The organism is Microcoleus vaginatus FACHB-2002, assembly GCF_040004035.1.
GTDB lineage: Bacteria > Cyanobacteriota > Cyanobacteriia > Cyanobacteriales > Microcoleaceae > Microcoleus > Microcoleus vaginatus_C.
Genome location: NZ_JAMPLN010000003.1, coordinates 224,796 through 238,929, shown reverse-complemented (window position 1 = coordinate 238,929; position 14,134 = coordinate 224,796). Strand labels below are relative to the sequence as shown.

Annotated in this window: 10 protein-coding genes; 7 read left to right on the top strand and 3 right to left on the bottom strand. The window is 47.6% G+C overall.

Features of this window, described 5'->3' with window-relative positions; genetic code table 11:
- The first annotated feature begins 337 nt into the window (after positions 1-337).
- From NDI35_RS04025 to NDI35_RS04015, 3 genes are all read left to right on the top strand, one after another.
- Positions 338-892 (top strand): hypothetical protein, encoded by a 555-nt coding sequence (locus NDI35_RS04025; RefSeq protein WP_445311587.1) that lies wholly within the window; start codon positions 338-340, stop codon positions 890-892.
- A 138-nt stretch (positions 893-1,030) separates the two neighbouring features.
- Positions 1,031-1,918 (top strand): hypothetical protein, encoded by an 888-nt coding sequence (locus NDI35_RS04020; RefSeq protein ID WP_445311586.1) that lies wholly within the window; start codon positions 1,031-1,033, stop codon positions 1,916-1,918.
- A 181-nt stretch (positions 1,919-2,099) separates the two neighbouring features.
- On the top strand, positions 2,100-2,816 hold the full coding sequence (locus tag NDI35_RS04015; protein WP_445311585.1) for a DUF2996 domain-containing protein: 717 nt from the start codon (positions 2,100-2,102) through the stop codon (positions 2,814-2,816).
- Between the two features lie 249 nt (positions 2,817-3,065).
- On the opposite strand, the gene NDI35_RS04010 is transcribed toward NDI35_RS04015, so the two are convergent.
- Both NDI35_RS04010 and NDI35_RS04005 read right to left on the bottom strand, forming a co-directional pair.
- Entirely contained in the window at positions 3,066-3,887 is an 822-nt protein-coding gene (locus tag NDI35_RS04010; protein WP_445311584.1) for an alpha/beta fold hydrolase, read from the bottom strand.
- Positions 3,888-3,994: 107 nt separating this feature from the next.
- Positions 3,995-4,720, bottom strand: coding sequence for a lysophospholipid acyltransferase family protein (locus NDI35_RS04005; RefSeq protein ID WP_445311583.1), 726 nt, complete (start codon positions 4,718-4,720; stop codon positions 3,995-3,997).
- A 286-nt stretch (positions 4,721-5,006) separates the two neighbouring features.
- On the opposite strand from NDI35_RS04005, the gene NDI35_RS04000 reads away from it, so the two are divergent.
- From NDI35_RS04000 to NDI35_RS03985, 4 genes are all read left to right on the top strand, one after another.
- Positions 5,007-6,167, top strand: coding sequence for a pentapeptide repeat-containing protein (locus tag NDI35_RS04000; RefSeq protein WP_445311582.1), 1,161 nt, complete (start codon positions 5,007-5,009; stop codon positions 6,165-6,167).
- Between the two features lie 352 nt (positions 6,168-6,519).
- Positions 6,520-6,834 carry a hypothetical protein gene (locus NDI35_RS03995; protein WP_006633212.1) on the top strand — a complete coding sequence of 105 codons (315 nt, stop codon included), beginning with the start codon at positions 6,520-6,522 and terminating at the stop codon, positions 6,832-6,834.
- Between the two features lie 134 nt (positions 6,835-6,968).
- Positions 6,969-8,696: a succinate dehydrogenase/fumarate reductase flavoprotein subunit gene (locus NDI35_RS03990; protein ID WP_445311581.1), complete on the top strand. Its 1,728-nt coding sequence runs from the start codon at positions 6,969-6,971 to the stop codon at positions 8,694-8,696.
- Positions 8,697-8,922: 226 nt separating this feature from the next.
- Positions 8,923-12,963 (top strand): PDDEXK-like endonuclease domain-containing protein, encoded by a 4,041-nt coding sequence (locus NDI35_RS03985; RefSeq protein WP_445311580.1) that lies wholly within the window; start codon positions 8,923-8,925, stop codon positions 12,961-12,963.
- 206 nt (positions 12,964-13,169) lie between these two features.
- On the opposite strand, the gene NDI35_RS03980 is transcribed toward NDI35_RS03985, so the two are convergent.
- A complete protein-coding gene (locus tag NDI35_RS03980) occupies positions 13,170-14,078 on the bottom strand; it encodes a tetratricopeptide repeat protein (RefSeq protein WP_445311579.1) in 909 nt (302 codons plus the stop codon).
- Positions 14,079-14,134 lie beyond the last annotated feature (56 nt).

Here is a 14,134-nt window from a genome sequence, read left to right as displayed (position 1 = left end):
TCCTTACCCCTAAAGTAGGACCTAAGTTGGAAAGCCGAAGTAAGATGATTGACGAACAATTGCTCTGAAATTTCTAGATAAATCTAGGGAAAATCAGCAAAAATTGTTTTGAGATTGCTGGCTATCAGAAAACTTAGTTTCTTTACCCCCATCCCCAGAATTTATCTGTGGAGCAATCTTTCAGTTTTCTTCCTTCAAAACTCGTAATTGCAAAAAAATCCTCTGTCGGCAGACAGAGGATTTTTTTGCAAAGAAGACAAATCATCCGCTCAGAGCACACAAATTGCCAAATTCTAAGCCACAATTGTTATGGAAACCTACTAATGAGGAGACAGCGATGCAATTTTTCCCCGCACGCCGCATCTTAGCTCCATTCCTGATCTCGGTACTGCTGTTAGTGACCGCCTGCGGTCAAACCCAAGCCCCATCACGCTGGGACAAAGCTCAGCAGGAAAGCACCCAAAAACCTGGTAAAGCCAAGCAGACAACTGCTGATAAATCAAGTGCTAGTAATCAAAACCTGCCCAATAAGGCAGTTGCAGGCGGTAAGTTAAATAAATACTTCCCGGCTTCTGGCGGTGGATTCGATCGCGTTTTTGCTCAAGAAAAATCCGGTTTTGCGGAAGCTAAGCTGAACAAAGACGGAAAAAATGTTGCGATGCTCTCGATTAACGACATCGCCGGCAACCCCAACGCAGGTGCAAAATTTAAGCAAAGTACCAAGCAAATCAGTGGCTATCCCGCCGTTAATCAGGGTGCTAATGCTACCGCTGTTTTAGTGGCAAATCGCTATCAGGTAAAAGTTCAATCCCGCACTTCCTCTTTTACCGCGAGCGATCGCGAAGCTTGGCTGTCAAAATTTAACCTCAGTGGCCTCGCCCGCGTCAAGTAGCAATGTCTCTTGTCACACTCCGCGCCCGACTATAGTCTGGCGCTATTAGAACTAAGTCTGCCAGCATGAGACTGTGAAGTTCTTGCCATCTGCCAAAAGTAATACCTTTGATTTTCGTTCCAGCAAAAGGAGTTTTTTGTGAGCAAAACAGTCTTTGAATTAGTCGATACACTGCCTAAAGACAACATGACTGTCAAAGCCCTGCGAGCGCTTGACTTTGTGGTTCCTGGTGAGTGGAACAATTTAGTTGGCTTTGAAAATACCATTCGCACCGTTACTGGCGAAACAGACGAAGAACTGATTCAGCAAATTGGCGAGCGCGCCATCTACCTCTACAACGATAAATCTGAGGGCTACCAGCGCGCTCTCTGGCTCTACCAAACTATTGACAACGCCGACAAGGCTTTGGGCACTGCCGCCCTCGCTAACAAAGTCGCCCAAAATGTGCCGTTTTTGTCCATGCTGGGCAATATCACTCCCAAGCCGGAAAAAGCTCAAACGATCGACCTTTCTCTGAAGTTAGTCACTGAGTTGCTCGCGTTTTGCCAAATCAATGGCATCCCCGGCGACAGCATCGGCGATTTTGCCGCATCCTTGGGCGACTACGGCGGCGAATCCCTGATGCGGATGGCTGCTTTGGTTTGTTTTGACGGTTTGATTCCTTTGGGCCCAGACTTTATCATGGCAACTCAGTCTTGGATTCAGAGGCTCTCCCCCAGCGATTTGCAATCCAATCCGTCATTTAATGCGATCGGCAGCATGATTCCTGGGGGATCTCCTGCAGGCCAACTCGGCTTTATTGGCGAAAGCTTTAACTCGGTTTCTGGCTGGATGAGCTCTTTTGTGAGCGATCGAGGTTTGACTCCCCAAAACGTACTCGGCCACTTGCAGAATTTTGTAGACATTTCTGCCGACAAGGTGGACTACGTGGGCGCATTCCTGGATATGACTACCAACTACTACGAACACACGGGTGTTCAAACTCTCGCCCGCCGTTTGATTGAACGAGCTGTCGCTGAGATTTAGAATAACCAAAGGAGTTGTGATGTTTGGGGGCGATCGCCCTGAGTGTGTTGAGTTCAAATTTTTTTGAATCGCAATTTTCTCAGGTTGGTTTTCGATAAAAACTTTCGGCGATCAAAAAAGTCGATCGCCCCCACCTGCACTCACAACTCCTTTTACCGATCACTTTTAAAAGGAAGCCTTAATGCCAGAAGAACCGCAAAACCCTACCGCTGGAGAATCGGAAACTCCCAGTGCTTCGATCGAGAACGCCCCGAGTTCCGACGAACCTGATACAAGCGACTTTCCCAGCACTGACAAGCCTCAGCCGACTGCTAAAAAACCCGCAGCCAAGAAAGAACCGAAAAATCCTACCGCTGGCGAATCGGAAACTCCCAGTGCTGCGATCGAGAACCCCCCGAGTTCCGACACAGCCGAGACAACCGACTTGCCCAGCACTGACAAGCCTGAGCCGGCTGCTAAAAAGCCCGCAGCCAAGGCCGAAGGCGACAAGCCCCCAGCTAAAGCTAAAAAGGAAAAAGCACCTGCTGTTGAAGACAAGCCCTTTGCGGAATTTATTCAACAAGATTATTTGCCCGCTTTGCAAACTGCTTTGACTAAGCAGGGCGTTAAGGATTTAGAGGTGAGTTTGGCAAAGCAAAAACTCCCCATTGCCGGCATGAGTTCCGCCGGCGATTGCTGGCAGGTAATTGGTAAATTTCAAGAAGGTCAGCGCCAATTTAACCTGTATTTTCCTCAAGAAAATATTCAAAGTCAAAGGGCGTTTTCCTGCGCTGAAAATAATACCAAAACTAGCACTTTAGAGCCTTTTTTGATAGATGAGCGCAAGGTGACACTAGACCTCATGGTGTTTGGCGTCGTCCAGCGGCTTAACGCTCAAAAATGGCTAAATCTTAATTAGTTAATTGGGAATTGGGAATTGGGAATTGGGAATTGCGAATCTGGAATTGGGCATTGGTAATTGATAACATCATGTCTGGGTAATCCTGATAATTATTGTCCAGTGCGAGCGTCTCGCTCGCGAGCTAGAAGCTCGCACTGTAGCCGTAATCGATTGACCGGACATAATATAATTGGTAATTGCTGATGCCAATAAGATGGTTTTTCGGAGATGCCCAATGCCCAATGCCCCATGCCAAATGACTATTGACTATTGACTGCTGACTAATGACCGATTTTCTTCGGATTTTGTCAAAAAATTGCGAGCTTGCATAATCCCGTAAAGGTTAACATCTGTTTCTAACAAACAAGCATGACCGCTGTTAGCCAGCAGCACCATTTCAGCTTTGGGAATTACCTTGACTAAAAGCTTCGCTTCTACTAGAGAAGGCAGCAGCCTATCGGCACCGCTAGCAATTACTAGCGTCGGCTGTTTGATGCCGCGCAACTGATTTTCGTCAACATTAAACGATCGCACTAACGCCAATCTCCACACAGACGTGTTTTGCGGTACCGCTTGCATCGCTTCTAGCAAAGCGCGGCGATCGTCGCGCCCAATCTTTCCTAGTGATGCTAATATCGGCAATAAACCTATTACCGACAGCGGATAAAGGTTGGCTGGCAGCCACTGAGTCAGGTACGAGCCCCACTGCACCCAAGGCTGCTGTCGAAACGAAGAAGCTGGATTGACTAATATTAATCGATCGCACAATTTAGGAGCTTCTAAAACAGTTTTCATCGCTAAACAGCCCCCAAATGACTCGCCGCACAGATAAACCGGCCGCTTCGGCTTTCCGGCTTGCTTTTCTGCTTCAATTAAGGCTATTGTTTCGCTAACCAGTACCTCCCAACTAGCCATGTCGTCAGCCGGTACAGTTAAGCAGCGAATGTCGAAATGATTTGCTAATTTAGCAATTTGGGGCCTCAGCAGCAAACCACTGCCATCCATACCGGGCAGAAATACAAATAAAGGGCGCTCTGGTTTCGGCGGTTTGGGGGTTAGGAAACGAACCTTGTTGTTAGCATTTGCCATGATTCAAGTCAATCGATTTTAGATTTTAGATTTTAGATTTTAGATTGGAAATCTGACACCAGCCCACAGTCAACAGTCAACAGCCAACAGTCAACAAACTTACAAACTTACAAACAACCTCGTTGGAGTAATTCTGCAATTTCTCCCTGACAGTGGTCTGTGAGTTCAGCCACAACTGCTTTGGCTTTTTTGCCTTGATATTGCTGCTGTCTCTCGGCAGTAATCCAGTAAGGCTGGCCGATTAAAACATTAACTCGCTGATAAATTATCACAGGATGCCACCCAGAGCGATCGAACAGCGGTTCCGAAGGATCAAAAAAACTCAACAACTTGAGCGGTACACCCGATCTTACCGAGTGTTCCTCAAAAGAACTAATCGCCACCGGCAAAACCGCCAAATCCCGCACCGGAGCCCGCAAAGCCAAATGAGCAAATCCTCGCTGAAACTTCCCCACAGTATTGGGTCCAGTCAGCTTCACCATCGGTTCTGCACCCTCTGGAAACACCCCCACCATCTCCCCGCTTTGCAGCAGCGCTGTCGCTTGAGAGAAAAAATGCTGCTGTCGGTGCTCCGGTGCTTCCAAGGGGAAAGCGCCGAAAGTCGTGACAACTTCCCTCATCAGCGGAACTTGACCCATGTAATGATGACAAGCAAAGCGGATCGATCGACCCAAAGCCGCCGTCAGCAGCACAGGATCTAAGAAACTGCGGTGATTGCTCACCACCAGCACCGGACTCTCTTGGGGAATCCGGTCTTCGCGGAACACAAACGTCTGCGTTCCCAAACCGGCCAGGAAACAGCGCGAAATCAGCAATTTGCTCTCTGAAGACATGGGCGAAAAGACAGGTGCGACGCTATAAAGGTTGATTCCATTCCCACGCAGCTTAACATTACTTTACCAAGTCCGGGCTCCCTCAAAAAGTAGACTTTCCCATCTACCTGGGCTTTATAGTTCAGGACGCATGGGATAGTCAGACACTGAGTTTTTTCAATAAAAATTGCATTCGCTCCTTGAATACCGATCGAAAAAACCCAGCTTCTTTGGTATAGCAACTCCTCAGACAATTGTGGTGTAAACTAAGAACGATCTTGTTTGTTGCAGAGCGATCGCACCACTCATGGCAAAACCCTACAGCTACGATCTACCCCAGAAAGTCATTCCAGCAATCAAGCTCGATTGCTTAAAAATTATTGCCCTATGGCTAAAGCGACAAGACCAAACAGGAAGCTTTCTAGCTTGGTTGCCAGTAGCTACTGCTCTACTTGTGGCTTCCCTGACTTTGACAAACCCAGCTCAGGCCGCGAACCCGGAACACATCAAGCAACTGTTAGAAACAAAACAGTGCAAAGGTTGCGATTTAGCAAACGCTAAATTAAAAGGTGCGAGTCTGGAGGGGGCTAATTTGGCAGGAGCTAACTTAGAAAATGTATATTTGTACAAAGCTAATCTTGTCAATGCTAATCTTAGCGGTGCTAATGTCAGATCTGCTGACTTAGGAGATGTCAACATGAAAGGAATTAACCTGAGCGGTGCTGACTTGACAGATACCAATCTTAAAGGCAACGATATGACGGGCGCTAACTTAGAAAATACCAACTTATCTGGAGCTATTTTAAAGTGTAATAAAACAACTCGAACTAGACTGACTTATGCCAACCTGAAAAAAGCTAACTTAACTAAGGCCGATCTCAAGGGAGTATCGCTTATAGGTGCAAATCTCGCAGATGCAAACCTTAACGAGGCAGATCTGAGTCCTGACCGTTATCGTGCGGGGAACATAATCTATATTTCTCCTGCCTATCTCAGCGGTGCTAACTTGAGAAACGCCAATCTTAACAAGGCTACGTTAAATCGCGCTAATTTATATAGAGCTAATTTGAATAATGCCATTTTAACTAACGCTAGGCTGAATGATGCTAATTTATATAGAGCTAATTTGAATAATGCCATTTTAACTAATGCTAGCCTTAGTTATGCTAACTTGGAAATGGCTCAATTAACGGGAGCCGATCTAACGAAGGCTTCTCTAAGGCTGACCAACCTGGAAGGAGCAACTTTAATTAAGGCAAACCTCAGTAATGCCGATCTTGTGAAGTCCAAACTTGTTGATGCTAACCTAACAAATGCTATTTTAAAATCAGCCAGATTGGTAGATATCAACATGAGTAGAGCTAACTTAATGGGGGCAGACCTCAGCGGTGCGGAAATGAGTAAAAATAACCTCTGTGATGTCACAATGCCAGATGGCACAAAAACTAAAGAAGGTTGTGGCAACTGATATCGAACTCTAACTGTCGCCAAAAGAGAAAAGTTAAGTTGATTCATTTGATTTGAACTTGGATGGAACAATGCCGATCTTCGCCCAAAAGTCGAATTCGTAAACAGCTAGATGAGTTTGATTACTTACTCCATGCGATCGCAGATGTCTTACGCCTTGTGTCCTAACACGGGCGGTTGCTATATTGAGGGAAAGCAACAATTTATAAAGTCTTGTTGCGACTTCTGTAAAAATGCTTAAAATAGCCCCCAAACCAAGCTAGGGTAGCTAAACTGATAAATCTACAGTGGGGATTGACGCACTGTCAAAGTATTTTTGCACAAGTCTTAATAGCAATCTCGCCAGGAGCAAAATGAATAATATCCAAAACTATCGCCTTAAATGTACCCTCACCTTTGGCGACATTTACGGTCAAATCATTGTTTGGCTGATAGTCATCTTCCTAAGTCTAGCGTCGGCACTCGCCTTGTGGAGTAGCGCCCGCCAAATCTTCGCCTTGGCAACCGTCGGCTTGATTTTAGTGCTGTCTCTGCCCTTCTTGCTGTTTGCTTTCGTTACAACTCTGCTAAATAACATTGAAGTGCTTGCTGTAGAACCCGGTACGGAACCTCAACCTTCTGCAACGGGAAATCAGTCGCTTCAGAATCCTGCCGAAAGCGCCGGCTAGTCCAATTTGAGATTTTAATTTAACTTTTGATTTTCCATTCAAATCAAAAGTTAAAAAACTTCCTGCTCTTTTGGTAGGAAGTTTTTCTTTGCGTCACCATAAGTTGAGCCGAACACTCAAAATAATTCAAAAAAATGCTAGAACACGACGTAATCATTGTAGGCGGCGGTTTAGCAGGTTGCCGCGCCGCAGTAGAAATTGCTCGGACTGACCCCAGTTTAAAGGTAGCTGTCGTCGCCAAAACTCACCCGATTCGATCGCACTCCGTCGCAGCCCAAGGTGGCATGGCCTCCAGCCTCCAAAATGTCGATCCCGATGACAGTTGGAAAGCCCACGCCTTCGACACAGTAAAAGGTTCAGACTACTTAGCCGACCAAGACGCGGTAGAAATCCTCACCCGCGAAGCCCCCGGTGTAGTCATAGATTTAGAACACATGGGAGTCCTCTTCTCCCGCCTCCCAGACGGCAGAATTGCCCAGCGCGCTTTCGGCGGACATTCCCACCGCCGTACCTGCTACGCCGCCGACAAAACCGGTCACGCCATCCTCCACGAATTAGTCAACAATCTGCGCCGTTACGGAGTTCACATCTATCAGGAGTGGTATGTCACCCGCCTGATTTTGGAAGAAGGCCAAGCCAAGGGGGTAGTTATGTACCGCCTTCTAGACGGTCAAATTGAGGTTGTCCGTGCTAAGGCGGTGATGTTTGCTACGGGGGGTTACGGTCGAGTTTACAATACCACGTCGAACGATTACGCCTCGACGGGAGACGGTTTGGCGATGACGGCTTTAGCTGGATTGCCGCTGGAAGATATGGAATTCGTACAGTTTCACCCGACTGGTTTGTATCCTGTGGGAGTGTTGATTTCCGAGGCTGTGCGGGGCGAAGGCGCTTATTTGATTAATTCAGAGGGCGATCGATTTATGGCCAATTATGCCCCGTCGCGGATGGAATTAGCGCCCAGAGATATCACCTCGCGGTCAATTTCCATAGAAATTCGCGCCGGTCGAGGAATTAATGTTGATGGTAGTGCCGGCGGCCCCTTTATCTACCTGGATTTGCGGCACATGGGACGCGAAAAAATCATGAGCAAAATTCCTTTTGCTTGGGAAGAAGCCCACCGTTTGTTAGGAATTGATGCCGTAAATCAGCCGATGCCCGTCCGCCCTACTGTTCACTATTCAATGGGGGGAATTCCTACTAATGTTAGCGGGCAAGTTCGCAGCAGTCCTGACAGTTTAGTAGACGGTTTCTTTGCAGCGGGGGAAGCAGCTTGCGTGTCGGTTCACGGCGCTAACCGTTTGGGCAGCAATTCGCTGTTGGAATGCGTTGTTTACGGTAAAGTTACTGGCGCAACCATAGCACAATTTGTACAAAATCGCAAGTTGCCTGCAGTAGACGAACAGCGTTATATTACGGAAGCAAAAGAGCAAATTCAGGCACTTTTAGAACGTCCCGGAAAATACCGCATCAATCAAATCCGGCAGAAGTATCAAGATACTATGACTGAGTATTGTGGCGTATTTCGTAGCGCCGAATTGATGCAGGAAGGTTTAAAGAAATTGGCGGATTTAGAGCGACAATATGAGGAGGTTTACTTAGACGATAAAGGCAAGTTGTGGAATACGGAAATTGTGGAAGCTTTGGAGTTGCGGAGTTTGATAATTGTCGGAAAAATGATTTTAACTTCTGCTTTGAACCGGCAGGAAAGTCGGGGAGCTCATTCGCGGGAAGATTTTACTGAGCGCGATGATGGGAATTTCTTGAAGCATACAATGGCGTATTATTCGCCTGCGGGGATTGATTTGGCTTATATGCCGGTGGCGATTACGATGTTTGAGCCGCAGGAGAGGAAGTATTAATTTGTAGGTGGGCATTGCCCACCATTTGTATCAACTATAGATTCTAGATTCTTTAATCAAGAAATCCGAGTGGCGGCCCAGCAGTAAGACTTGTAAAGTATGGAAAAATAAGGATTGAGAAGCTTTGCATCAGACTCAAGAGGCAGTAACAGTAATATCGCTCTCGCAGATATTAGACAAGCGTTGAGAGTCTTCAAGGGATATGCTGTGGGAAAAGAGTGTTGGTATGAGCAACTTTGTTAAGGATGGGGCCAAGCGCGAGCGCTATGCTGCTGTGGAGCGAGTACGGGAGGGTTGGATTCGACGCCTAATCGATCTGTCACGGCGCAACAACCTGCTATACTATCGCGAACTTAAGAGGGGGACACTTGATTTCTCAGACTGTAACTCCAAGGCATTGAAAGAGTTGCTGACTGGCAACACAGTTCCGTTAATTCGTCTGCTACCGCAGGCTGAAGAACTGAAAGCCTCAGCACAGGTACAGGGAATCCGCCGCCGCGCACTTGCCAACTTAGAAGAAAAGGGGCTAGAAACGCTTTTCCTCGCTTTGGGAATGGCAACTTGGACTCCAACTGATGGAGGTCGCCCGCCAGAAGCTGCTGTCCTTCTGGTGCCAATTCATGTAGATGCGCGTGGCGCAATCAAACTAAAACGTAGCGGCGAAGTCCAGGTCAACCCCGTACTGTTGCACGTACTAGAGACAGAATATGGATGCCAAGTCACGCCAGAACATCTGCTAGGGGAGGCAGAAAGCCTAGGGGAAGACGACAGTCCAGACCTAGAAGCTGTTTATTCTGAGTTAACCAAAGCTGCCTCTGAAGTAAAAGGCTTTGAGATTCAAACACGGGCAGTCCTCAGTAATTTTTCTTTCCAAAAGATGGCGATGGTGAGAGACCTGCGCGATCGCTTGAGTGAGATGGTAGCCAATGATATGATTTCCGCGATCGCTGGGGACATGAGGGCCCGTCAAAATGTCCGGGGTACGAATCAAAACATTGAGGTTAGAGAACTCGATCGCATCTCACCCGACAAGGAATTTCTCGTCTTCGATGCCGACTCAAGTCAGCAGCAAGTGATTCATGCAGTTCTGGCAGGGGGAAATGGAGTCATTCAAGGCCCTCCCGGTACAGGAAAAAGCCAGACAATTGCTAATCTGATTGCCACCTTAGCCGCATCAGGACAGCGCATCCTGTTTGTTGCTGAAAAGCGTGCCGCTTTGGAAGTGGTGAAAACTCGATTAGAGCAAAAAGGACTAGGGCATTTATTGCTTGATCTACACGGTGCAGCTATCTCGCGGCGAGAGGTATTACAGCAAGTAGCAGAAAGCTTGACACTGGTACGCAATATTTCCCCAGCAGACACCGGCAATCTCCACCAACGCTTTGTCGATCAAAGGAAGCGGCTCAATGACCATGTAGCACGGCTGCACGATAAGCGCAAACCATCAGATAAGAGTATCTACGAGATTCAGGCTGAGCTTTTGTTGCAATTTTCTGAATCGGAGCGGATCAATATCCGCTTTCGCGGTGTCGAACTTAATCGACTCAGTGCAGAAAAGGCTGACACTGTAGAGCAACTCCTGGCAGAAATAAGTAGTGGAGAATTAACCAGTCTCTTTCTTGGCGACCATCCCTCCCCTTGGATGAAAGTCAAGTTATTGTCGGGAAACGCTGCGTTGCTGGCATCTGATGTAGTGCGGAAGATTGCTAGAGATCGTTTACCAGCATTTTATGAGTGCCTAGAAACGCTCATTTTTACTACCAAGCTAGAGCCACCTACTAACCTTAACGAAGCCGAGCAGCTAATAACACTCATCGAAGATGTTGAAAAAACCCTCTTTCTCTATTCGGAAGATATTTTTAAACAAGACTTAGAAAAGCAAGTCAATGCGCTGTCACCATTAAGAAACGGTTTCATCGCAGAGAACTTGGCATGGCTCTTTGATAGCAACTTCAAAAAGGCAATATCTACTCTTAAGAAACTACGAAAAGCTGGAGAAACCTCAAATGGGCAATTATTTCAGGAAGTAACCAAAGCATCCGAACAGTTGAGTCGTTGGCGATGGCTGTCGCGTTCGGCTTCAGTTCCGTGCCAAGTCACGTCTTTGAGTGCAGCACGAGACAACCTGAAAGTGCTCCTTACAGACCTAAATCGTATTCAACCCGATTTGGGGCAGGGTAATCTAAGTCAGTTACCGCTCCAAAATTTAAAAGAACTTTTTAATGAGCTGGCAGCAGACCTCAACATACCGCTACTGGTGGCGCGTCTTAAGGAAATTGAGCGCGAAATTGAACATTGTGGTGCGTCGTCAATTATTGCGGAATTCAGGCGGCTAAAATCTGATCCCTCCCTATGGTCGAAGCAATTCAAGTATGCCTGGTTTGCCTCCTGTCTCGACCAGGCGCGTGCCCAAGATTCAGCCTTAACAGTCTTCAATAGAGAAACTCATGAACAGTTGATTGAAGAATTTCGCGCCCTAGACCAGGAAAGAGTGAAGATCTCTTCCAATCGAGTCCGACGCGCCCATGCGGAACGTGTGATCGCTGCAATGAATGCCTATCCAGAACAGGAAGCGTTGGTACGGCGCGAAGCCGCTAAAAAAGCCCGACATCTGCCACTGCGTAAGCTTTTGGCAGAAGCTCCCGATGTTTTAACCAGCATTAGTCCCTGCTGGATGGCTAGTCCCCTCTCAGTGAGCCAGTTACTCGACGCTGACCGTCGTTATTTCGATGTTGTCATTTTCGATGAAGCCAGTCAGGTATTGCCAGAGGATGCAGTTCCGGCATTACTGCGGGCGGAAAGGGCAGTTGTCGCCGGGGATAAATACCAACTCCCACCGACAACATTTTTTGCAGGGGGTCTGGATGAGGAAGAGGAAGCCGAATCTCCATCCCCCGTTGAAGGGTTGGAGAGTCTGCTCGATTTGATGTCCTCTTTCCTGGAAACCTGGGAGCTTTTGTGGCACTATCGAAGTCGAGATGAAGCGTTAATTGCCTTCTCCAACCGCCACATTTACAACGATCGCCTGATTACATTTCCCAGTTCTGGTGGTTCACCATCTATTTCTCACGTTCTTGTGTCGTGTATTCCCGGTCAGGAGGGTCAGGAAGAAAGCGCTTCCAGGGAAGTCCAGCGAGTAGTTGAGTTAGTGATCCAACACGCCACTGAACAACCTAACGAAACGCTTGGCGTAATTACAATGGGCATCAAACACGCACAGCGCATTGAAGCAGCCCTCGATGCAGCACTTGGGGAACGTCCTGAATTAGCAGCTTTCTTTGACGAGGGTCGTCCGGAACGCTTTTTTGTCAAAAACCTCGAACGGGTTCAAGGGGATGAGCGGGATGCAATCCTGTTGTCTGTAGGCTATGGCAAAGACCGTTCGGGCAGGCTGATGTATCGATTTGGCCCGTTGCTGACCAAGGGAGGGGAACGCCGTCTCAATGTTGCAGTTACGCGGGCAAGGCAGCGTATGACTCTGGTTTCGTCATTTGACCACCACGATATGGACCCGAATCGATCGTCATCGCGAGGTGTGGAACTGTTGCGACTTTACATTCAGTATGCAGCGAGTGAGGGCAAGATTCTTGGCGAAACCGAACAGTCTGGCGTGCCACTCAATCCCTTTGAAAAGGATATCTATGATGCACTAACAGGCAAGGGCATCTCGCTTCTGCCTCAGTGGGGAGTTTCGAGTTATCGAATTGATATGGTGGCGCAACATCCGCAGCAGGCTGGGCGATTTGTGCTGGCAATTGAGTGTGATGGGGCCAGTTACCATTCTCTAGGAACCGCACGCGATCGCGATCGACTGCGACAGCAACAACTGGAAGCACTCGGCTGGCGCTTTCACCGTATTTGGTCAACTGACTGGTTCATGCGGCGGGACAAGGAGATACAACGCGCTGTGGATGCTTACGAAGCTGCTGTTAAGTATGCTAACCAGGTAGATGCACAGAAGAATAAACCGACCAAGCCAGTTCCACAAACTGCCCAACCTTTTACATCCCAATCACTCACTCCAGAAATAAACTCTCCTACAGCATTGCGGGGAACGCGACCCAATGTTCCAAAACGATCCAAAATTGACGATTATACTCAGGCTGAACTGATGTCGCTAATTCGTTGGATCTTATCAGATGGTTGTCTGCGTACCGATGAGGAAATTTTGAAAGAAATGCTGCCAGAGCTGGGGTTCCAGCGCCGGGGAGCGCGAATTGATCGAGCAGTTTTTGCAGCTATTGAGCGACTGCGTTCTTCTAGGTGAGGATGAAGTTAAAATTTTGCACTCATTATACTAAAACTGGGTTGCAGCATAGTCGTCTAACAGCTTATCTTTTAGGGAGAACCAAAATTTTCCGTCAGGATGCCGCTGCTGCTTGTAATTGGTAATTGGCGAAGAGTTTTGAGTTAGAAGTATTAAGTGTTGAATTTTAAACTTTTTAACTTATAACTCAAAACTTAAAACTTTCCTTAAGGTTTCGGTAGCGCACCTTCAGGACTAGGAGAAGCAGCCGGTTCGGGAGTCGTCGTAGCCGCAGGAGAAGGCGAAGGAGTGCCACTAGCTAACTGATTAATTTGGTCTTTATAGTTAGGAGGAGCTAACTCAGTAGCTCGATCGAACAGCGTTTTTGCCTCATCTGTTTTGCCCTGTTCCTTCAGCACGATCGCCTTTCCTAAAGTGGGGCGAAAATCTTTGGGATTAGCCTTAGCAGATTCGTCGTAAATTGCGATCGCTTCCTCGTAGCGCTTCTGCACAGCATAAACCTGTCCCAAAATCAACTGCACTGAAGTTACATCAACACTTTCCGGTTTCGCCAGATTTGCAGCCGGAGCCGCCTTCAGCGTATCTTGCAGCAATCCGATCGCAGCTTCCGGCCGCTGCTGCACCAGCAGCAAATTCACCAACCCCTGCAAAGCCTTAATTTCCCCTGGCTTAGACGCTAAAATTGACCTGTAAGCTTGAGCAGCCCCTTCGCGATCGCCCGTGCGTTCCTTAGCCTGAGCCAGCAAAATCCCGTATTCAGTAGTCTCAGGATTCAGCGCAGCCAACTTTTCCAAAGGAGCGATCGCATCCTTAATATCGCCCACTCCTTGGCTGATCAACTCCAGTCGCACCTGCAACAATCCCCGCAAAGCCGTTACGTTGTCAGGTTCCCGCTGCAAAACCAACTCGTATCCCCTAGCCTGAGCTTGCAGCAACTCTGATTGCTTCTCCCCAGACTGGGCCGTCTGAGTAGGCGTTGGAGTTGACGTACTTTGGGCTTGGCTGGCCTTGAGAATACTGTCCAAAATGGGAACCAGAGAAAATCCCAAAAAAGCGATGAGCGACAGCACCACCACCACAGTAATCAACCCACGACGCTTATTTGCTTTTTCCATAATTCAACTATCCCAGCTTAAAATCTACTATTTTCTAAGAATTAACGCATTGCCCG

What these genes read in the sequence shown, in the direction of transcription:
- NDI35_RS04025 (WP_445311587.1), top strand. Translation starts at nt 338, where the DNA reads ATGCAATTTTTCCCCGCACGCCGCATCTTAGCTCCATTCCTGATCTCG.
- NDI35_RS04015 (WP_445311585.1), top strand. Translation starts at nt 2,100, where the DNA reads ATGCCAGAAGAACCGCAAAACCCTACCGCTGGAGAATCGGAAACTCCC.
- NDI35_RS04010 (WP_445311584.1), bottom strand. Translation starts at nt 3,887, where the DNA reads ATGGCAAATGCTAACAACAAGGTTCGTTTCCTAACCCCCAAACCGCCG.
- NDI35_RS04005 (WP_445311583.1), bottom strand. Translation starts at nt 4,720, where the DNA reads ATGTCTTCAGAGAGCAAATTGCTGATTTCGCGCTGTTTCCTGGCCGGT.
- NDI35_RS04000 (WP_445311582.1), top strand. Translation starts at nt 5,007, where the DNA reads ATGGCAAAACCCTACAGCTACGATCTACCCCAGAAAGTCATTCCAGCA.
- NDI35_RS03995 (WP_006633212.1), top strand. Translation starts at nt 6,520, where the DNA reads ATGAATAATATCCAAAACTATCGCCTTAAATGTACCCTCACCTTTGGC.
- NDI35_RS03990 (WP_445311581.1), top strand. Translation starts at nt 6,969, where the DNA reads ATGCTAGAACACGACGTAATCATTGTAGGCGGCGGTTTAGCAGGTTGC.
- NDI35_RS03985 (WP_445311580.1), top strand. Translation starts at nt 8,923, where the DNA reads ATGAGCAACTTTGTTAAGGATGGGGCCAAGCGCGAGCGCTATGCTGCT.
- NDI35_RS03980 (WP_445311579.1), bottom strand. Translation starts at nt 14,078, where the DNA reads ATGGAAAAAGCAAATAAGCGTCGTGGGTTGATTACTGTGGTGGTGGTG.